Raw genomic sequence first — 20,281 nt, 5'->3', positions numbered from 1 at the left:
GTCGGGGGTGGCGGAGAGGGTGTTGTTGCGGCCCTTGCGGTGGGTGGTGCCGATGGGGTGGACGGGCGGGAGGTAGACGACGTCGAAGCCCATGGCGGCGATCGCGGGCAGGCGGCGGGCGGCGGTGCGGAAGGTGCCGTGGGGCTGCTCGGGGGTGCCCTCGGAGCGGGGGAAGAACTCGTACCAGGCGCCGTACAGGGCGCGTTCGCGTTCCACCAGCAGGGGCAGCGGTTCGGAGGAGGTGACCAGGTCCCGCAGCGGATGCCGGGCCAGCACCGCGTCCACCTCCGGCGTCAACGCCGCCGCCAGCCGGGACGCGGGCGGCCTGCTCTCGTCGCGCAGCGCTTCGACGGCGGCCAGCAGCTCACGCCGGTCCGCGCTTGCGGGCACCTCCGCGGCGGCCCGCTCGTACAGCCGGGCGCCCTCCTCCAGGACCAGGTCCGTGTCCATCCCGGCCGGGATCTTGACGCTCGCGTGGTGGCGCCAGGTGGTGACCGGATCGCTCCACGCCTCCACCGTGAACGACCACCGTCCGGGCTCGCCCGCCGTGACGGTGGCGCCCCAGCGGTCGGTGCCGGGGGCCAGTTCCCGCATCGGCGTCCAGGGACCCGGCCGGCCCTCGGGGTCCTTCAGCACGACGTTGGCGGCCACCGCGTCGTGCCCCTCCCGGAACACGGTGGCGGTCACCTCGAACGACTCGCCGGTGACGGCCTTGGCGGGCCTGCGCCCGCGCTGGACCACCGGGCGGACGTCCAGCACGGGGATACGTCCGACGACGGCCGTGCTCTGCGTGGAGGTTGCTGACGAGTGGTGCGTGGCGGGCATGACCGCTCCTGTCCGCGTCAACTGGGTGGCCGGATGACTCCGGGGAGGTGGGTCCTGCGAGATGCTTACGGGGCGTACCGCAGGAGCCTTCCCACACTCTTCCGGTGGGCAATCCGGCGCTTTGTTAACTACTCCCGCGTATGTCGACACTCGCGGCACACACGGCGGTTGACCGTCGCGTTCCCGGATGCCGCTCCCGCAATCAGCGTTCTTCGCGACATGTGCAGCTTTTCGTGCGGGCCCGAGCATCACAAGAAGGCCGACGGGGAAAGATCCGGCCATATCGGCACACGCGGCGCCGCACCGTCGCGACACGCCGCGCGCGTTAGCCCGTCCGGTGAGCGAGGACGAACCCGTTCAGGCCGATTCGGAGGGCCGGGGGCCAAGGCCCCGACTCGGGACACATCGCGAGGTAACGTCGTCAGGGTGAAGGCGATTCGTCGACTGACCGTCCGTCCCGTTCTCCCCGACCCCCTCCGGCCGCTCAGTGATCTGGCCCGGAATCTGCGCTGGTCCTGGCATCCGGAGACCCGCGACCTCTTCCAGTCCGTCGACCCCGAGTGCTGGACCGCGTCCGGCCGCGACCCGGTACGGCTGCTCGGCACCGTGCCGCCCGCGCGCCTCGCGGAGCTGGCCGAGGACCGGCGTTTCCTGCGCCGGCTGACCGCGGTGGCCGACGACCTCGACCACTACATGACCGGCGACCGCTGGTACCAGACCCAGCAGGGCCGACTGCCCGCCGCCGTCGCCTACTTCTCGCCCGAGTTCGGCATCACCGCAGCGCTGCCCCAGTACTCCGGCGGCCTCGGCATCCTGGCCGGCGACCACCTGAAGGCCGCCAGCGACCTCGGCGTGCCGCTCGTCGGCGTGGGCCTGCTGTACCGCCACGGCTACTTCCGCCAAACCCTGTCCCGGGACGGCTGGCAGCAGGAGCACTACCCCGTCCTCGACCCCCACGAGCTGCCCCTCGTCCCCCTGAAGGAACACGACGGCACCCCCGCCCACGTCGCCCTCGCGCTGCCCGGCGGCCGGGAGCTGCGCGCCCGGATCTGGCTGGCCCAGGTCGGCCGGGTGCCGCTGCTGCTCCTCGACTCCGACGTCGAGGAGAACGACCCGGGCGAGCGCGGTGTCACCGACCGGCTCTACGGCGGCGGCAGCGAGCACCGGCTGCTCCAGGAGATGCTCCTCGGCATAGGAGGTGTCCGGGCGGTGCGCACGTACTGCCGGCTCACCGGCCACGCCGCGCCGGAGGTGTTCCACACCAACGAGGGCCACGCCGGTTTCCTCGGGCTGGAGCGCATCGCCGAACTGTGCGACGAGGGCCTGGAGTTCGGGTCGGCGCTGGAAGCGGTGCGGGCGGGCACCGTCTTCACCACCCACACCCCCGTCCCGGCCGGTATCGACCGCTTCGACCGCGAGCTGGTCGCCCGCCACTTCGGCCCCGACTCCGAGCTTCCGCGCATCGACGTCGAGCGCGTCCTCCGGCTCGGCATGGAGACCTACCCGGGCGGCGAGCCGAACCTGTTCAACATGGCCGTGATGGGGCTGCGCCTGGCCCAGCGCGCCAACGGCGTCTCCCTGCTGCACGGCGGGGTCAGCCGCCAGATGTTCGCCGGACTGTGGCCCGGCTTCGACGCCGACGAGGTGCCCATCACCTCCGTCACCAACGGGGTGCACGCGCCGACCTGGGTGGCGCCCGAGGTGTTCCGGCTGGGCGCGCGGCAGATCGGCGCGCAGCGGGCCGAGGACGCGCTGACCGTCGGCGGCTCGGAGCGCTGGGACTCGGTGGCCGACATCCCCGACCAGGACATCTGGGAGCTGCGCCGCACCCTGCGCGAACAGCTCGTGGAGGAGGTGCGCGAGCGGCTGCGCGCCTCCTGGCGGCAGCGCGGTGCCGGGACGGCCGAGCTGGGCTGGATCGACGACGTCCTCGACCCGGACGTCCTCACCATCGGCTTCGCGCGGCGCGTCCCCTCGTACAAGCGGCTCACGCTGATGCTGCGGGACCGGGAGCGGCTGACGGAGCTGCTCCTGCACCCCGAGCGGCCGATCCAGATCGTCGTGGCGGGCAAGGCGCACCCGGCGGACGAGGGCGGCAAGCGGCTGGTGCAGGAGCTGGTGCGGTTCGCGGACGACGCGCGGGTGCGGCACCGCATCGTGTTCCTGCCGGACTACGGCATGGCGATGGCCCAGAAGCTCTACCCCGGCTGCGACATCTGGCTCAACAACCCCCTGCGGCCCCTGGAGGCGTGCGGCACCTCCGGCATGAAGGCGGCCCTCAACGGCTGCCTCAACCTGTCGGTGCTCGACGGCTGGTGGGACGAGTGGTACCGGCCCGACTTCGGCTGGGCGATCCCCACCGCCGACGGCGCGGGTACCGACCCGGACCGGCGCGACGCCATAGAGGCCAACGCCCTCTACGACCTGCTGGAGCAGCGGATCACCCCGCGTTTCTACGAGCGGGGCGCGAGCGGGCTGCCCGACCGGTGGCTGGAGATGGTCCGCCGGACCCTCTCCCTGCTCGGCCCGAAGGTGCTGGCCGGCCGCATGGTCCGCGAGTACGTGGAGCGGCTCTACGCCCCCGCCGCCGAGGCGCACCGCGCGATGGACCCGGACTCCGCGCGCGGGCTCGCCGAATGGAAGGCACGGGTGCGGGCGGCCTGGCCGGGGGTGAGCGTCGACCACGTGGAGACGTCCGCCGCCACCGCCAGCGCCGAGCTGGGCGCCACCCTCGCGCTGCGGGTGCGGGTGAAGCTCGGCGACCTCGCGCCGGAGGACGTGGAGGTGCAGGCGGTCTCCGGCCGGGTGGACTCGGAGGACCGGATCACCGACGCGGCGAAGGTGCCGCTGAAACCGGTGGGCGGCCCCGACCTGGAGGGCCGCTGGGTGTACGAGGGCCCGCTCGCCCTGGACCGCACCGGTCCCTTCGGTTACACGGTCCGCGTCCTGCCCGCGCACCGGCTGCTGGCCTCCGGCGTGGAGACCGGCCTGGTCACGGTGCCCTCCGGCGACCTGGGCGAGGCGGCCGGGCTGCTGATGCGGTGAGCCACCGGACGGCGGACGGCGAGGGGGCGCGGCTCAGCCCTCCTCCTCGCCGCCGCTCAGCCGTCGCAGTACGGTGCCGCAGCGCCGGGCGTAGGCGTGCTGGAAGGCCCGGGCGGCCGGTCCGCCGGCCTTGGCGTACCACTTGGCGGGGCGGCTGAAGGCGGACACGGTCAGCCACACGGTGCCGTCGCCCGTGCGGTCCACCACGAAGGCCTCCTCGCCGGACTCCGGGTGACCCGGCAGCGTGCCGTAGGCCCAGCCGGCCCGGCGCGGCTCCTCCAGGGTCCACACCACCCGGCAGGGCGCCTTGATCATGCCGGCGAGGGTGACGGTGACGTCGACGCCGGGCGCGGCACGTTCCGCGTCCGCGTCGATGCCGACGCCCATCTCCCGGTGCATCTCCCAGGTGAGCACGGCCTCGGCCGCCCGCCGGAACACCGGTTCGCCCTCCCCGAGGCGGGTGCGTACGTGCATGGGGCGGAAGCCGGGCGGGCAGTGGCCCTGCTCGCGGGTGGCACCGACGTCGTCGTACGTGAAGGACATGGGCACCAAGACTAGAGCGGCACCCGGGAACCGCTGGTTCCGGGTGCCGCCCGTCGTGTCGGTGCCGGGGTCGCTCCCGGTCAGCCCACGTTGATCGCGGTCCAGGCCGCGCCCACCGTCTTGTACTCGGTGCTGTCGGCGCCGTAGAGGTCCGACGCCGCGCTCAGGGTCGCCTTGCGGGCGGCCGCGTAGTCGGTCGTCGACGTCATGTACTCGGTCAGCGCCTTGTACCAGACCTGCAGCGCCTTGGCGCGGCCGATGCCGGTGACGGTGGAGCCGTCGGAGGTCGGGGAGTCGTACTTCACCCCGTCGACCGTCCGCGAGCCGCTGCCCTCGGCCAGCAGGAAGAAGAAGTGGTTGGCCGGGCCCGAGGAGTAGTGCACGTCGACGCCGCCGAGACCGGAGTCCCAGTAGTCCTTGGAGGCGCCGTCCTTGCTGGGCTTGTCCATGTAGCGCAGCGGGGTGCCGTCGCCGTTGATGTCGATGGCCTCGCCGATGAGGTAGTCGCCCTTGTCGGTCGAGCTGTTCGCGAAGTACTCCACGCCGGTGCCGAAGATGTCGCTGGTGGCCTCGTTGAGGCCGCCGGACTCACCGCTGTACTCGAGGCCCGCGGTGTTGGACGTGACGCCGTGGCTCATCTCGTGACCGGCGACGTCCAGCGAGGTCAGCGGGTTGGTGTTGCCCGTGCCGTCGCCGTACGTCATGCAGAAGCAGGCGTCGGACCAGAAGGCGTTGACGTAGTTGCTGCCGTAGTGGACGCGGGAGTAGGCCGCCTTGCCGTCGTTCTTGATGCCGTTGCGGCCGAAGGTCTGCTTGTAGAAGTCCCAGGTGGTCTGGGCCCCGTAGGCGGCGTCGACGGCGGCGGTCTGGTCCTGGGGGTCGCTGGAGGCGGTGCCGGTGCCCCAGGTGTCGTCGGCGTCGGTGAACAGGGTGCCGGTGCCGGAGGTCTTGCGGGCCAGGTTGTACGTCTTGTGGCCGCCGCGCCCGGTGTCGTACAGCTGGTACGACGAGCCGGACTTGGTGGTGCCCAGCTCGACCGTGCCGGAGTACAGGCTTTTGCCCGAGCCGGTCTCGACGCCCTGGTACTCGTGCAGCTCGGCGCCGGTGGCGGCGTCGGTCACGACGTGCAGTTCGTTCGGGGTGCCGTCGTCCTGGAGGCCGCCGACCACGGTCTCGTAGGCGAGGACGGGCTTGCCCCCGGCCGCCCAGATCACCTTGCGGGGCGCGGAGTCGGCCGCCGTCTTCGACGAACCGGCGTCCTTGGCGGCGGACAGCGCCTGCTGCTCGGCCTTGGCCGCCTTCACCTTCGGCGTGACGGTGGCGACCTCGACGGCGGCTCTGGTCGCCTTGGTGACGCCCTCGGTGGCACCGGACTTCGACCGGTGCACGACCAGGTCGCCGCCGAGGACGGGCAGGCCGGCGTAGGTGCGCTCGTAGCGGGTGTGCACGGTGCCGTCGTGGTCCTTGACCACGTCCTTGACGACCAGCTTCTCCTTGGCGCCCAGTCCCAGCTCCCGGGCCGCGGCCGCCGCGCCGGCCTGCTGCTCCTGTATGAGCGCGCTGCGCGCGGTGTCCGACAGCAGGACGGGAGCGCCCGCGAGTGCCTGCGGCGCGCTGCCGTCCGCGGCGGCGTTGCCCGCGGTCAGACCGGTGGTGAGGAGCGCTCCCGCGGCGACCGCGGTGGCGAGGGCCAGCGTCGTGCGACGGTGACGCGCGATGAGGTGAGACACACAAACTCCTTCGGTGGGGGGTCCCGGACGGCGTGGGGTGTCCGGCCGGTTACTGCGAAGTTGTGCTGTGGGTGACGGAAGACTGACACCGAAGGCGCGTACATGTCAGGAGGGCGGAATGATGTTGGCCGAAAAGTGATGTCAGGGCCTGTGTTGCGGAAATGTGAAGGCCGCGTGACCTGGTTCAAGTCGCAACAAGGCATGCGTAAGTGCTTGGCAAAAAACGGGTGGACGGGTGTGAGGACGCGTGGACATGGAGAGGGCGCCGCTCCGGAGGAATCGAACCTCCGGGGCGGCGCCCTGACTTGGGGTGGTGCACCCGTGGGCCGGCCGGCCTACGGGAAGGTGAGCCGCCAGGCGTCGATGTAGCCGGTGTCCGCCGGACCCAGGTCCTGGACGCGCAGCTTCCAGGTGCCGTTGGCCGTCTCGGAGGAGGCGTTGACCGTGTAGGTCTCGTGCACGTCGTCCGCCGAGTCGTTGCCGCTGTTCTTCAGGCGGTACGTGGAGCCGTCGGGCGCGACCAGGTCGATCTGCAGGTCACCGCGCCAGGTGTGCACGATGTCCACGCCCACCTTGAGGTTGCTCGGCGCGTTGCCGGTGCGGCCGGAGACCGTGACGGACGAGGTGACCGCCGACCCGTAGTCGGGGATGTTCACGTTCGCGGCGTTCTCGAACGTGGTGCCGCCGCCGGGGTCGCCGCCGCCGGGCCGCGAGCCGACGGCGATGCCCGCCCACGCGTTGGCCACGGCCGTGTACTCGGCGCTGGTCGTGCCGTACAGCTCACCGGCCGCCGCGAGGGTGCCGGTACGGGCGCCCGCGTAGTTGGTGGTCGAGGTGAACTTGGTGGTCAGCGCGCGGAACCAGATCTTCTCCGCCTTGGCGCGGCCTATGCCGGTGACCGGGAGGCCGTCCGAGGTGGGCGAGTTGTAGGTGACACCGTTGATGGTCTTGGTGCCGCTGCCCTCGCTGAGCAGGTAGAAGAAGTGGTTCGCCGGGCCGGACGAGTAGTGGACGTCCACCCCGCCGATCCCCGAGTACCAGTAGTCCTTGGACGCGCCGTCCTTGCTGGGCTTGTCCATGTAGCGCAGCGGGGTGCCGTCCCCGTTGATGTCGATCTCCTCGCCGATGAGGTAGTCGCCGACGTCCGAGGAGTTGTTGGCGTAGAACTCGACCGACGTGCCGAAGATGTCGGACGTGGCCTCGTTCAGACCGCCGGACTCGCCGCTGTAGTTGAGGCCCGCGGTGTTGGACGTGACGCCGTGGGTCATCTCGTGACCGGCCACGTCGATGGCGGTGAGCGGGTGGGCGTTGCCCGAGCCGTCGCCGTACGTCATGCAGAAGCAGTCGTCCGACCAGAAGGCGTTGACGTAGTTGTTGCCGTAGTGGACCCGGCTGTACGCGCCCACACCGTCACCGCGGATGCCCGAACGGCCGTGCACGTTCTTGTAGTAGTCCCAGGTCAGCGCGGCACCGTAGTGCGCGTCGGCGGCGGCGGTCTCGGCGTTGGACGCGGTGCCGTTGCCCCACACGTCGTCGGGCCCGGAGAAGAGCGTTCCGGTGCCCGAGGTGCTGCGGTTGAGGTTGTACGTCTTGTGGTTGCCGCGCGCGGTGTCGGTCAGCGTGTACGACGACCCCGACTGCGCGGTGCCCAGCGTCACCGTGCCGCTGTACATCGTGTTGCCGGTGCCGTTCTCGATGCCCTGGTACTCGAACAGTTTGGCACCGGTGGCGGCGTCGGTGACGACGTGCAGCTCGTTCGGGGTGCCGTCCTCCTGGAGGCCGCCCACGACCGTCTCGTACGCCAGGACCGGCGTGCCGTTCGCCGCCCAGACCACCTTGCGCGGGGCGCGGTCGGCGGCCGGCTGCCCGGCTCCGGCCGCCTTCGCGGCGGACAGCGCCTGCGACTGGGCCTTGGCGGCGGAGATCTTCGGCGTCACGGTGGCCGGCCTGATGGCCTTCGCCGTGGCCTTCACGACCTGCTCCGTCTTGCCCGCGTCACTGGTCACCACGAGGTCGCCGCCGAGGACGGGCAGGCCGTCGTAGGTGCGCTCGTAGCGGGTGTGCAGGGTGCCGTCGCTGTCCTTGGCCACGTCCCGGACGACCAGCTTCTCCTTGGCGCCCAGGCCCAGCTCGTCGGCGGTCTTCGCCTTGGCGGCGTTGGCGTCGCGGATCAGTTCGGCGCGCTGGGCCGGGCTGAGCCGGACCAGCTCGCTGCCCTTCGCCGGGGACGGGCCGGGGGCCGCGGTGGCGGCGCCGGACTGGACCGCCGTGGCGATCAGTGCGGCGACGCCCGCCAGGGCGACGGCCGCGGCGCGCCGGTGCGTGACGCGGCGCGAGGAGATGTGAGAGGTGGTGTGGGAGGTGCGTCTGTGGGGAGTGTTGCTGCTCAACACCGACTCCTTCTGCGTGGCCGCGGGTCACGCGGCCAGGGAGACCGGTCGGCGGGTGGCCGGCCGGGCGGAACTGTGCGGTACGCAGAAACCACGTGCTAGGAGCTGGCCGCGGCACAGCGCTCGTGGGGAAGCTGTGGGGGCGCTGTGAAGGGGCCGACGGAAGAGTGGCAGGAGAACGCGCTCCTTGTCAGGAGCGCGTCAGTAACTTGGCTGGAAATGGTTCGTTGACCGGGCGTTCACGTTCGATAAACGGAATCGTTGCCGTTCGGGCCCCGCTGCTGTGCGGTCAGTCAGTAACGGGGGACCGCTCCCCGTGCCAGGAGCCCCACAGGGCCGCGTACGCCCCGCCCGCCGCCACCAGTTCGTCGTGCGTGCCCAGCTCGGACAGCAGGCCGTCCTCCATCACCGCCACCCGGTCGGCGTCGTGCGCGGTGTGCAGGCGGTGCGCGATGGCGATGACCGTACGGCCCTTCAGCACGGCCGCCAGCGCCCGCTCCGTGTGCCGGGCCGTGGACGGGTCCAGCAGGGCGGTGGCCTCGTCGAGGATCAGGGTGTGCGGGTCGGCCAGCACCACCCGGGCCAGCGCGAGCTGCTGGGCCTGCGAGCCGTCCGTGGCGTGCGCGTGCTCCTTCGCCCCCAGCTCCGTGTCGAGGCCCGCGGGCAGCTCACGCACCCACCCCTCGGCGCCGACGGCGGCGAGAGCGGCCCACAACTCCTCGTCCGGGGCGCCCGGTTCGGCGATGAGGAGATTGTCGCGAACCGTGCCCAGGAACACGTGGTGCTCCTGGGTGACCAGCACCACCTGACGGCGCAGCCGCTCCGGGCCCAGCGCGACCACGGGCACCCCGCCCACCGTCACCGAGCCCTCGGTCGGCGCGTCGGTCCCCGCCAGCAGCCGGCTCAGCGTGGTCTTGCCGGCCCCTGAAGGGCCCACCAGCGCCAGCCGCTCGCCCGGCCGCACGCTCAGGTCCACCCCGCGCAGCACCTCGCCGCCCCGCTCGTAGGCGTACCGCACCCCGGACACGTCGATACGGTCGTCCGCGGGCACCGCCGACTCGTCCGCCGTCCCCCGCGGGGCCCGCGCCAGCCCCTCCACCCGGGCGAAGGACGCGGCACCTGCCTGCAGCTCCTCGGTCCGCATCAGCACCTCGTCGAGCGGCCCGGCCAGCTGCTGGAGGTACACGGCGCAGGACACCACCGCACCGAGACTCGCCGACCCGTGGGCGCGCAGGACGCCGCCGAGGAGCAGCACGCCCGCCACGGGGAGCACGTAGCTGATGTCCACCGCCGGGAAGAACACGCTGCGCAGGAACAGCGTGCGGAAGCGAGTGCGCCGCGAGGCCTCCAGTGCCGCACGGTTCGTCGTGACGCGCCGCTCGGCCAGCCCGAACGCCTCCACCGTGCGGGCCCCCGCCACGGTGGCCGCCAGACTCTCCGCCACGTCCGACCCGGCCGCGCCCTCGGCGAGGTAGGCGGCCCGCGCCCGGCGCAGGTACCAGCGCAGCGCCAGCCAGGCCGGCGTCAGCCCCAGCACCCCGACCAGCCCCAGCAGCGGGTCCAGCACGAACACCGCGCCGATGAGGAACAGCGCCTGCACGGCGTTGACCAGCAGCTCGGGACCGGCGTCGCGCAGTGTCGTGCCGACGGCGGTCACGTCGGCGGTCCCGCGCGTCGTCAGGTCCCCGGTCCCCGCCCGCTCCACCACCGACGCGGGCAGCGCCAGCGCCCGTTCCACGTACCGCTCACGCACCCGGGCGAGCGTCCGCTCCCCGAACCGGTGCCCCACGTACCGCGCCCAGCGGGCCAGCAGCAGCTGCGCCAGCGAGCACAGCAGGATGGCGAGCGCCATCCGGTCCACGGCGCCGACCCCGCTCCCGCCGCGCACCTCGTCGACGATCCGCCCCAGCAGCCAGGGGCCCGCGAGACCGGCGAGCGCCGCCAGCGCGTTGAGGCCGAGGACGACGGCGAAGGACCTCAGGTCGGCGCGCACGAGGCCGGTCGCCGCGCGGCGGACGTCGGCGCGCTCGGCGACGGGCAGATGGGTCATCGGGCCGGCTCCCCTTCTTCGGCGCTCTTCGCGACTGCGGTGCCTGCGGTGTCTGCGGTGCCTGCGGTGCCTGCGGTGCCTGCGGTGCCTGCGGTGCCTGCGGCGTCTCCGGTGTCTCCGGTGTCCTCCGCGTCGTCCCGCGCGACCAGGGCGCGGTACTCCGGTTCGGTGTCCAGGAGTTCGCGGTGTGTGCCGGTGGCGGCGACCTTGCCGTCCACCAGGTGGTGCACGACGTCCGCGCGGTCGAGGAGGAGCGGTGAGGTGGCGGCCAGCACCGTGGTCCGGCCCCGGCGGGCGTGCTTGAGGCGGTCGGCCACGGTGGCCTCCGTGTGGGCGTCCAGGGCGGAGGTGGGCTCGGCGGCGAGGAGGACTTCCGGGTCGGTCAGCAGGGCCCTCGCCAGCCGGATGCGTTGGCGTTGTCCGCCGGACAGGTCACGGCCTTGCGCCGCGACCTGGGTTCTCAGGCCGTCCGGGAGGGCGCGGACTATGTCCTCGGCCGCGGCCGCGTGGACGGCCGCGTGGATGGCCGCGGCGAGGCGCGGCGTCTCGTCTGCCCCGGCGGGTTGTCCGCCGAGTGCGGGTGCGCTGTGGCTTGTCGCGCAGTTGCCCGCGCCCCTGAGGTCGGTGTCCGGAGCGCCTATGACGTCGTGCAAGGTGCCTGCGAAGAGGTCGGCCTCCGGGTCGGCGACCAGGATGCGGGAGCGGATCTGGGTGAGGGGGATGTCGGCCAGGGGGACGTCGCCCCAGATCGCGTCGGACGGGGTGTAGCGGCCCAGGCGGTCCAGGACGCCGGTGGCGTCGGACGGGCGGGAGGCGACGATCGCGGTCAGGCGGCCGGGGGAGACCCGGACGCCCGAGGCCGGGTCGTACAGCACCGAGGGTTCCGCCGGGGCGTTGCGCGTGCCCGTGTCCGGTTCCGGTTCCAGGCGCAGGAAGGCGACGACCCGCCGGGCGGCCACCACACCGCGGCTGAGCTGGTGGCCCATCTCGATGAGGAACGCCACCGGCCAGCCCAGCGCGACGACATAGCCGTACACCGACACCAGTTCGCCCACGCTGATCTGCCCCTGCGCCGCCAGCCGGGCGCCCAGCCAGGTCACCAGGGCCAGGAACAGCACCGGCAGCCCCACCCCGAGGGCCTGGATCCAGCTGGTCACCGCGCCGACCCGGTAGCCCTGCTCGCGCAGCCGGCCCGAGTCACGGCGGAAGGCGTCCGCGACCAGGCCCTTGCCGCCCAGCCCGTTCAGCACCCGCAGTCCGCCCGCGAGGTCGCCGATCCGGGCGGTCAGCACCGACTGCCGCTCCCGGTACTCGGTCTCCCGGCCCTGCAGCCGGCCCATCAGCGGACCGAGCACCACCCCGAGCAGCGGCACCCCCAGCAGCACCACCAGGGCGAGCCGGACCGACACCGAGAGCATCAGTCCGCCGACCGCCGCGTAGGCCACGACCGCCCCGACACCCGGCCCCACGGCCGTGAGGGAGGTGCTGACGGTCTGCACGTCACCCACCCCGATGGTGACGACCTCACCGGCTCCCACCTGGGCGCGCAGCGCCGCGCCCAGGCGCGCCGCCTGGCCGACGACCACCTTGACGGTGCGGAAGTTGGCGTCCATCCGCACCTTCGTCATCGTGCGGTGCCGCATCAGGCCCAGCCAGGCGTTGACCGCGCCGACGGCGACCATCGCCGCCGCCCAGCCCGCCAGCGCGCCCATGTCACCGGGCTCCAGGCCCTGGTCGACGGCCCGCGCCATCAGATACGGCGTCGCCGCCAGCAGCACCATCCAGACACTGGCCAGCACCGCCCCGGCCAGACACCGCGGCCACTGCCGCCGGACCAGCCACGCCAGGTACCGCCAGCCGCCCCGCCGGTCCGGTGCGCCCGGATCCGCGTACGCGTCGATCCTCATGCCAAGCTGTCCCGCCAGGCCCGGTGCAGGTCCGCGAAGCGGCCCGTGCCGGCGATCAACTCGTCCGGGGCGCCGTCCTCGACGATCCGCCCGTGCTCCATCACCAGCACCCGGTCGGCGATCTCCACGGTGGACAGCCGGTGCGCGATCACGACCGCCGTACGGCCCTTCAGCACCGTCGTCATCGCCCGCTGCACCGCCCGCTCCCCGGGGATGTCCAGCGAACTGGTCGCCTCGTCCAGGATCAGTACCGCCGGGTCCGCGAGCAGCGCCCTCGCGAACGCCACCAACTGCCGCTGACCGGCCGAGATACGGCCGCCCCGCTTGCGCACGTCGGTGTCGTAGCCGTCGGGCAGGGCGGTGATGAAGTCGTGCGCGCCGATCGCCTTCGCGGCCCGCTCGATCTCCTCCCGCGTCGCCTCCGGACGGCCGATGGCGATGTTGTCGGCGACCGTGCCGGAGAACAGGAACGCCTCCTGCGTCACCATGACGACCCCGCGCCGCAGTTCGGGCACGGCCAGGTCGCGCAGGTCGGTGCCGTCCAGCAGGACCCGCCCCGCCGAGGGGTCGTAGAACCGGGCGAGCAGCTTGGCCAGCGTCGACTTGCCCGCGCCGGTCGAGCCCACCACTGCGACGGTCTGCCCGGCCGGGAGCGTCAGCTCGAAGCGCGGCAGTACCTCGCCGCCGGTGCGGTAGCCGAAGCTCACCGACTCGAAGACGACCTCGCGGCCGGGCAGCTCCGACGCCGGCGGCGGCAGCTCCTTCGGCGCGGCCGGCTCGGGCACCGCCGGCGTCTGTGCCAGCAGCCCGGCGATCTTCTCCAGGGAGGCCGCGGCGGACTGGTACGAGTTCAGGAACATGCCGAGCCGGTCGATCGGGTCGTACAGGCGGCGCAGGTACAGGACCGCCGCCGCCAGCACACCGAGCGCGAGGGTGTCGTCGGCGACCCGGTAGGCGCCCCACAGCACGATCCCCGCGACGGCCGTGTTGGCGACCAGCCGCGAACCGACGACGTACCGGGCCATCTCCAGCAGCGCGTCGCCGTTGGTCCGTTCGTGGTGGTGGTTCAGGATCGCGAAGCCGGCGTCGTTGGCGGCCTCCCGGCGGAAGGCGCGCACCGGCCGGATGCCGTTCATCGTCTCCACGAACTTCACGATCACCGCCGCGATCGCCGTCGACCGCTGCCGGTACACCCGCCCCGCGCGCCGCCGGTAGAGCCGCACCAGCGCGTACAGCGGCACGAACGACGCCACCGCCACGGCGCCGAGGCCGAGGTCGAGCCAGAGCAGCAGCGCGGCGATGTAGACGAACGACAGGATGACCGTCACCAGCTCCTGGAGTCCCTCGTCGAGCAGTTCGCGCAGCGACTCCACGTCCGTGGTGGACCGCGAGATGAGACGGCCCGAGGTGTAGCGCTCGTGGAAGTCGACGCTGAGTGCCTGCGCGTGCCGGAAGATGCGGCCGCGCAGGTCGAGCAGCACGTCCTGGCTGACCCGGGCCGCCGCCGCGATGAAGGCGTACTGCAGCCCGCCCGCCGCCAGCGAGCACAGCAGGTACCCGGCCCCCACCGCGATCAACGGCCCGTGGTCGTCGTCGCGCAGGGCCGGCACGGCGTGGTCGATGGCGTACGCCACCAGCAGCGGGCCCGCCTGCACGGCCGCCTGCTGCAGCAGCAGGAGGAGGACGGTGAGGGCCACCCGCGCCTTGAAGGGCGCCAGCAGGGAGCGCAGCAGGGCGCCCGTCGCGCCGGGCGGGCTGGGCAGGACGTCCTGGTCGAAGACGTCGCCGGCGGAGCCCGTCCCCGTCCCCGCCGCGGCCGGGTCCGCCTGCCGCGGGTCCTCCGGCTGTCCCCGGTCCGGCACGGTGGCCGTGGGCGCGGTCATCGGCCGTCCCCTTCCTGGAGGTCCTCGTCGTCCCCGGCCCCGGCGAGGCCCGACATCAGACGGGCGTACTCGGGGCTGGTGCGCAGCAGTTCGTGATGGGTGCCGACGGCGGCGATGCGCCCCTCGGAGAGCAGGGCGACACGGTCGGCGAGCAGCACGGTGGACGGGCGGTGGGCCACGATCAGCGCGGTGGTGTCCGCGAGGACCTGCCGCAGGGCGGCCTCCACCGCGGCCTCCGTGTGCACGTCGAGGGCGGACAGCGGATCGTCCAGGACGAGGAACCTCGGCCTGCCGACCACCGCCCGCGCGAGCGCCAGGCGCTGGCGCTGGCCGCCGGAGAGGCTGAGGCCCTGCTCGCCGACCTGGGTGCCGGTGCCCTCGGGGAGGGCGTGCGCGAAGTCGGCCTGCGCGACGGCGAGTGCGCGGTCCAGCTCCGCGGCGCCGGCGTCCTCGGCGGCCCCCATCAGCACGTTCTCGCCGACGGTGGCCGAGAAGAGGGTGGGTTCCTCGAAGGCGACGGCGACCATGGCCCGCAGCTCCTCGCGGGACAGGGCGGTGATGTCCTCGCCGTCCAGCGTGATCCGGCCGCCGGTCACCTCGTGCAGGCGGGGGACGAGCGCGGTCAGCGTCGTCTTGCCGCTGCCGGTGGCACCGACCAGGGCCATGGACTCGCCGGAGCGGATGTGCAGGTCGACGTCGGCGAGGAGAGGCGGGGAGCCGGGGGCGGCGTCGGGATAGCGGAACCGCACGTTCTCGAACCGGAGGCCGTCCGTCGCTGCGGGCAGTCGTGCCTCCCCCGGTGCCTGAACGGCCCGGGCGGCACCCCGCGACGCCGGGCCGCGCCCCCCGCTTTCCGGCACCGGCGTACGGTCACCGGCACCCCCCGCCGACTCGACCTGCGCGTCCATCACCTCGAAGTACCGGTCCGTGGCCGTCGCCGCCTCCTGGCTCATCGCCAGCAGGAAGCCGATGGACTCCACCGGCCACCGCAGCGCCAGTGCCGTGGACAGGAACGCCACCAGCGTCCCCGCCGACAGCGCCCCGTCCGCCACCTGCACCGACCCGACCACCAGCGCCGCGCCGATCGCCACCTCGGGCAGCGTCACGATGACCGCCCAGATCGCCGCCAGCAGCCGCGCCTTGCGCAGCTCCGTCCCGCGCAACGTGTGCGACAGCTCGTGGAAGGCGCGGGCCTGGCTGCGGTGCCGGCCGAAGCCCTTGATGATCCGGATGCCGAGCACGCTCTCCTCGACCACGGTGGTCAGGTCGCCGACCTGGTCCTGGGCGCGCCGCGCGACCGCGGAGTACTTCTTCTCGAAGATCCCGCAGGTGATCATCACCGGAACGGCGGGCCCCAGCACGACCAGCCCCAGCGTCCAGTCCTGGACCAGCATGATGCCGACGCCGACCAGGATCGTCACGCCGTTGACGAGCAGGAACGTCAGCGGGAAGGCGAGGAACATGCGGAGCAGCATCAGGTCGGTCGTCCCGCGCGACAGCAACTGTCCCGAGGCCCAGCGGTCGTGGAAGGCCACCGGCAGCCGCTGCAGATGCCGGTAGAGGTCAGCGCGCATGCCCGCCTCGACCCCGGCCAGCGGCCTGGCCACCAGCCACCGCCGCAGCCCGAACAGCAGTGCCTCCGCCACTCCGAGGAGCAGCAGGTACCCCGCCCCGAGCCACACCCCGGCCGGGTCGCCGTCGGCCACCGGCCCGTCCACCATCCACTTCAGGACGAGCGGGATCACCAGCCCGACGCAGGAGGCGAGGATCGCTATGACCGCCGCCGTCCCCAACCGGGCGCGCACCGGCCGGACATAGGGCCACAGCCGCAGCAGGGCACGCACGGTGGAGCGCTTCTCGGCGAGGTCCGCGGCGGCCGGCGGAACGGGGTCCGGACCGAGATCCGTGGCGGGTGCAGGTGTCGTGGGCATCAGCGGCGAGCCTACGGTTCACCACTGACACTGCCCACCGGGTTTTCCGGCCCGCCGGGGTCGACGGAGGGCTCACCGGAGTCGTACGCAGGGCTCACCGGGTCGCGGCGGCGCCCCGCCGGGTCGTACGGGCGCATCAACCGATCGGCTGATGCGCCTTCGAGCGCGTCGGCCGATGTGCCGGGGCCCGGGCCGCGGGGACGCTTGCTCCATGCCCGTCATCGAAGTCACCGACCTGCGCAAGTCCTACGGCGGCCGCCCCGTCGTCGACGGTGTGTCCTTCACCGTCGAGGAGGGCGAGATCTTCGGCGTCCTCGGACCCAACGGCGCCGGCAAGACCACCACCGTCGAGTGCGTCGGGGGACTGCGCGTCCCCGACGCCGGCCGGGTCCGGGTCACCGGCCTGGACCCCGTCGCCGACCACGAGCGGGTCGCCCGGGTCCTGGGCGCCCAGCTCCAGCAGAGCGAACTGCAGCCCAAGCTCACCGTCCGCGAGGCCCTGGAGCTGTACGCCGCCTTCTACCCGGCCCCGGCCGACTGGCGCCCGCTCGCCGAGCGGCTCGACCTCACCCCCCTGCTGGACACCCGGTTCGCCAAGCTGTCCGGCGGTCAGAAGCAGCGCCTGTTCATCGCGCTCGCCCTGGTCGGCGCCCCCCGCGTCGTCGTCCTGGACGAGCTGACCACCGGCCTGGACCCGCGCGCCCGCCGGGAGACCTGGCAGCTCATCGAGGACATCCGCGCGGGCGGCGTCACCGTCCTGCTGGTCACCCACTTCATGGAGGAGGCCCAGCGCCTGTGCGACCGGATCGCGGTGATCGACCGGGGCCGGGTCGCCGCGCTGGACACCCCGGCCGGGCTGATCCGGCGCTCGGCGGGCGCCACCGTCATCAGCTTCACCCCGTCCGCCCCGCTGCCCGAGGCGGACCTGCGCGCGCTGCCCGCACTCGCCTCCGTCGACCACAAGGACGGCCGCGTCACCCTGTCCGGCACGGACGAGACGGTCAACGCCGTCATCACCCTGCTCGCCCGCACCCGCGTCACCGCCCACCAGCTCCGGGTCACCGACACCACGCTGGACGACGCCTTCCTGGACCTCACGGAGGCCACCGCATGAGCGCCGACGTCTTCGACACCGCCGTACTGCGGACCGAGGTGCGGCTGTTCCGCCGCGAACCCGGCGCCCTGTTCTGGATGCTGGTGTTCCCGACCCTGCTGCTGGTGATCCTGGGCTCCGTCCCGTCCTTCCGGGAGGCCGACCCCTCCTTCGACGGGCTGCGGCCGGTCGACGCCTACGTTCCGGTGTCCGTGCTGCTCGGCCTGACCGTCGGCGGCCTCCAGGGCATGCCGCAGGTCCTCACCGGTTACCGCGAGCGCGGCATCCTGCGCCGGATGTCCGCCACGCCGGTGCGTCCGGCGGCACTGCTGTCCGCGCAGATGGTGGTGTGCGGCGCGGCCGCCCTGGTCTCGGCGCTGCTCGCGCTCGCGGTCGGCCGGCTCGCCTTCGACGTGGCGCTGCCCGGACAGCCCTTCGGCTACCTCCTCGCGCTGCTGCTCGCGGTACTCGCCGCGCTCTCCCTGGGCGCCGTGCTCTCCGCGCTGTCCCGCACCACGAAGATCGCCGGTGCGATCGGGTCGGCCGCGCTGTTCCCGGCGATGTTCTGCGCGGGCGTGTGGCTGCCGGTGCAGGCCATGCCGGACCTGCTCGCCCGCGTCGTGGGCTGGACCCCGTTCGGCGCGGCCGCGCAGGCCCTGAATGAGGCCGCCGCGGGCGACTGGCCGGGCTGGACCCACCTGGCGGTCCTGGTGGCCTGGATGGTGCTGCTCACGGCGGCCGCCTCGCGCTGGTTCCGCTGGGAGTGAGCGCCGGGGCGGACCGCCGGAGAGCCGGGAACGAGCGCCCGGAGCGAGATCAGGGAACGAGCGCCCGGAGCGAGCGCCGGGAACGAGAGCGAGCGAGGGAGGCCGCGGCGTGTCCGACAATGACCCCATGACGCGGACGGTGACGGTCGACGAACGGTGGGCGGCCTTCCACCGCTGGGGCCCGTACGCCCTGCTGGCCGTCGGGACCCTGATCGCCTGGTCGGCCGCCGACGCCATCGGCATGACCACCGGCGAACGCCGGGCGAGCGGCGCCCTGATCGGCGCGGCCGTCGCGCTGCAACTGTGGTGGAACCGAGCCGTGCGGAGCCGCCCGGGACCGTCCCCGGCCGGCACCTGCTACTACGCCGTCCGCTGGGCCGTGGGCTTCGCGCTCACCTGGCTGAACCCGCTCTTCGCCTTCTACGCGGTCGTCGGCTACTTCGGCGCCCAGCACCTGCTGCCGCGCCGGCTGTGCCGGGCGGGGCTGTTCGCCACCGCCGTCACCCTCGCGGGGTCGCAGTCCGGCGGGCTGCCGCCCCAGGGGCTGATGGGCTGGGTCCTCTTCGGCGCGATCCTCACCGTCAACAGCATGCTGCTGGCCGTCTTCGGGCACTTCGCCGCCCTGGAGGAGGCCCGCAGCCGCACCCGGGTCGAGACCATCGCCGAGCTGGAGCGCACCAACACCGCCCTCCAGCAGGCCCTCGACGAGAACGCCGCCCTTCACGCCCAGCTCCTCGTCCAGGCCCGGGAGGCGGGGGTCGCCGACGAGCGCAGGCGGCTGGCCGCCGAGATCCACGACACCATCGCCCAGGGCCTGACCGGCATCATCGCGCAGCTCCAGGTCGTGGCGGCCACCCCGGACCAGGCGCTCGGCCGCGCGCACCTGGACCGGGCCCTCGCCCTGGCCCGGCACAGCCTCGGCGAGGCCCGCCGCTCCGTGCACAACCTCTCGCCGGTCGCGCTGGCCGACGACGGACTGCCGGACGCGCTGAAGAAGACGGTGACGGAATGGGGCGAGCGCACCGGCGTCCAGGCCCGGTTCACCGTCACCGGCACCGCCGAGCAACTCCACGACGAGGTCGCCGCCACACTCCTGCGCATCGCCCAGGAGGCCCTGTCCAACACGGCCCGGCACGCCGCCGCCGGCCGGGTGGGCGTCACCCTCTCCTACATGGGCGACGAGGTCACCCTCGACGTCCGCGACGACGGCCGGGGCTTCGATCCGCCGACCGCGCGCGCGTGCACCCCCGCCGGCGGCTTCGGCCTGGACGGCATGCGGTCCCGCGCCGAGCGCATCGCCGGTTCGCTCACCGTGGAGGCGGAACCGGGGCACGGCACGGCCGTCTCCGCTCGCGTACCGTTGGTCCGCCATGACCGATGACGCCCCGACCCGGAAGCCCCCGACCCGGAACCCCCCGACCGGCGACGCCCCGACCGGCGGTGGCCCGACCGGCGACGGGACGACCCCGGACGGCGTGATCACCCTCCTCGTCGTCGACGACCACCCCGTGGTCCGCGACGGCCTGCGCGGCATGTTCGAGTCCGCGCCCGGCTTCCGCGTCCTCGGCGAGGCCGCGGGCGGCGCCGAGGCACTGGAGCGGGCCGCCGCGCTCGACCCCGACGTGATCCTCATGGACCTGCGGATGCCGGGCGGTTCGGGCGTCGACGCCATCCGGGAGCTGACCCGGCGCGGTGCCCGCGCGCGCGTGCTCGTGCTCACCACGTACGACACGGACTCCGACACCCTGCCCGCCATCGAGGCCGGTGCCACCGGCTACCTCCTCAAGGACGCCCCCCGCGACGACCTGTTCACCGCGGTCCGCGCGGCGGCCGAGGGACGCACGGTCCTGTCCCCGGCGGTCGCCTCCCGCCTGGTCTCCGCCGTCCGCGGCCCGAGGACACCCGGCGGCGAGCCCCTCTCCGCCCGCGAACGCGAGGTGCTCGCCCTGGTCGCCCGGGGCACCTCCAACAAGGAGATCGCCCGGGAGCTGTTCATCAGCGAGGCGACCGTGAAGACCCACCTCACCCACCTGTACGCCAAGCTCGGCGTGAGCGACCGCGCGGCGGCCGTCGCGACGGGGTACGAGCGGGGCATCCTCGGCTGACCCGCCCCCCGG

General features: G+C 73.4%; 13 protein-coding genes. 5 read left to right on the top strand and 8 right to left on the bottom strand.

All coding sequences use genetic code 11. From position 1 onward, the window contains the following. Positions 1–825: maltotransferase domain-containing protein (locus EV562_RS27790; protein WP_133889596.1), on the bottom strand; the 825-nt coding region annotated here is incomplete at its 3' end. A gap of 426 nt (positions 826–1,251) precedes the next feature. Between EV562_RS27790 and EV562_RS27785 the strand changes: the two genes are divergently transcribed. Next, a complete protein-coding gene (locus EV562_RS27785) occupies positions 1,252–3,870 on the top strand; it encodes a glycosyltransferase family 1 protein (protein WP_133889595.1) in 2,619 nt (872 codons plus the stop codon). 33 nt (positions 3,871–3,903) lie between these two features. Here EV562_RS27785 and EV562_RS27780 read toward each other — a convergent pair whose 3' ends face one another. The 7 genes from EV562_RS27780 to EV562_RS27750 all read right to left on the bottom strand — a co-directional run bounded on the left by EV562_RS27780 (position 3,904) and on the right by EV562_RS27750 (position 16,304). Beyond that, positions 3,904–4,413: a DUF1990 domain-containing protein gene (locus EV562_RS27780; protein ID WP_133889594.1), complete on the bottom strand. Its 510-nt coding sequence runs from the start codon at positions 4,411–4,413 to the stop codon at positions 3,904–3,906. 80 nt (positions 4,414–4,493) lie between these two features. Further along, complete coding sequence (locus EV562_RS27775; protein ID WP_133889593.1) at positions 4,494–6,143, bottom strand: M4 family metallopeptidase; 1,650 nt, start codon at positions 6,141–6,143, stop codon at positions 4,494–4,496. A 335-nt stretch (positions 6,144–6,478) separates the two neighbouring features. Continuing rightward, the gene (locus EV562_RS27770) at positions 6,479–8,533 is read right to left on the bottom strand and encodes a M4 family metallopeptidase (RefSeq protein WP_208298436.1); all 2,055 of its coding nucleotides are present in this window, start codon (positions 8,531–8,533) and stop codon (positions 6,479–6,481) included. A gap of 289 nt (positions 8,534–8,822) precedes the next feature. Continuing rightward, positions 8,823–10,583, bottom strand: a complete 1,761-nt coding sequence (locus tag EV562_RS27765; protein ID WP_133889591.1) for an ABC transporter ATP-binding protein — start codon at positions 10,581–10,583, stop codon at positions 8,823–8,825. After that, a complete protein-coding gene (locus EV562_RS27760) occupies positions 10,580–12,490 on the bottom strand; it encodes an ABC transporter ATP-binding protein (RefSeq protein ID WP_243860192.1) in 1,911 nt (636 codons plus the stop codon). The genes EV562_RS27765 and EV562_RS27760 overlap by 4 nt, the downstream gene beginning before the upstream one ends. Then, positions 12,487–14,373: an ABC transporter ATP-binding protein gene (locus EV562_RS27755; RefSeq protein WP_133889590.1), complete on the bottom strand. Its 1,887-nt coding sequence runs from the start codon at positions 14,371–14,373 to the stop codon at positions 12,487–12,489. Before EV562_RS27755 ends, EV562_RS27760 begins: the two co-directional genes overlap by 4 nt. Then, entirely contained in the window at positions 14,370–16,304 is a 1,935-nt protein-coding gene (locus EV562_RS27750; protein ID WP_133889589.1) for an ABC transporter ATP-binding protein, read from the bottom strand. The genes EV562_RS27755 and EV562_RS27750 overlap by 4 nt, the downstream gene beginning before the upstream one ends. A 211-nt stretch (positions 16,305–16,515) precedes the next feature. Between EV562_RS27750 and EV562_RS27745 the strand changes: the two genes are divergently transcribed. From EV562_RS27745 to EV562_RS27730, 4 genes are all read left to right on the top strand, one after another. Then, on the top strand, positions 16,516–17,418 hold the full coding sequence (locus EV562_RS27745) for an ABC transporter ATP-binding protein (protein WP_166662021.1): 903 nt from the start codon (positions 16,516–16,518) through the stop codon (positions 17,416–17,418). After that, entirely contained in the window at positions 17,415–18,164 is a 750-nt protein-coding gene (locus EV562_RS27740; protein ID WP_133889588.1) for an ABC transporter permease, read from the top strand. Before EV562_RS27745 ends, EV562_RS27740 begins: the two co-directional genes overlap by 4 nt. 127 nt (positions 18,165–18,291) lie before the next feature. After that, a complete protein-coding gene (locus EV562_RS27735; protein ID WP_208298435.1) occupies positions 18,292–19,545 on the top strand; it encodes a sensor histidine kinase in 1,254 nt (417 codons plus the stop codon). Positions 19,546–19,696: 151 nt separating this feature from the next. Continuing rightward, positions 19,697–20,269 carry a response regulator transcription factor gene (locus EV562_RS27730; protein ID WP_279588515.1) on the top strand — a complete coding sequence of 191 codons (573 nt, stop codon included), beginning with the start codon at positions 19,697–19,699 and terminating at the stop codon, positions 20,267–20,269. Positions 20,270–20,281 lie beyond the last annotated feature (12 nt).

The sequence above is a fragment of the Streptomyces sp. BK208 genome (assembly GCF_004364245.1).
Lineage (GTDB): Bacteria > Actinomycetota > Actinomycetes > Streptomycetales > Streptomycetaceae > Streptomyces.
The sequence above is the reverse complement of the archived record's forward strand: the minus strand, read 5'-3'. Positions and strand labels throughout refer to the sequence as shown.

Excerpts from the sequence above, each read along its gene's own strand:
- EV562_RS27745 (WP_166662021.1), top strand. The coding sequence starts at position 16,516 with ATGCCCGTCATCGAAGTCACCGACCTGCGCAAGTCCTACGGCGGCCGC.
- EV562_RS27760 (WP_243860192.1), bottom strand. The coding sequence starts at position 12,490 with ATGAGGATCGACGCGTACGCGGATCCGGGCGCACCGGACCGGCGGGGC.
- EV562_RS27765 (WP_133889591.1), bottom strand. The coding sequence starts at position 10,583 with ATGACCCATCTGCCCGTCGCCGAGCGCGCCGACGTCCGCCGCGCGGCG.
- EV562_RS27740 (WP_133889588.1), top strand. The coding sequence starts at position 17,415 with ATGAGCGCCGACGTCTTCGACACCGCCGTACTGCGGACCGAGGTGCGG.
- EV562_RS27730 (WP_279588515.1), top strand. The coding sequence starts at position 19,697 with ATGTTCGAGTCCGCGCCCGGCTTCCGCGTCCTCGGCGAGGCCGCGGGC.
- EV562_RS27735 (WP_208298435.1), top strand. The coding sequence starts at position 18,292 with ATGACGCGGACGGTGACGGTCGACGAACGGTGGGCGGCCTTCCACCGC.
- EV562_RS27755 (WP_133889590.1), bottom strand. The coding sequence starts at position 14,373 with ATGACCGCGCCCACGGCCACCGTGCCGGACCGGGGACAGCCGGAGGAC.
- EV562_RS27750 (WP_133889589.1), bottom strand. The coding sequence starts at position 16,304 with ATGCCCACGACACCTGCACCCGCCACGGATCTCGGTCCGGACCCCGTT.
- EV562_RS27780 (WP_133889594.1), bottom strand. The coding sequence starts at position 4,413 with ATGTCCTTCACGTACGACGACGTCGGTGCCACCCGCGAGCAGGGCCAC.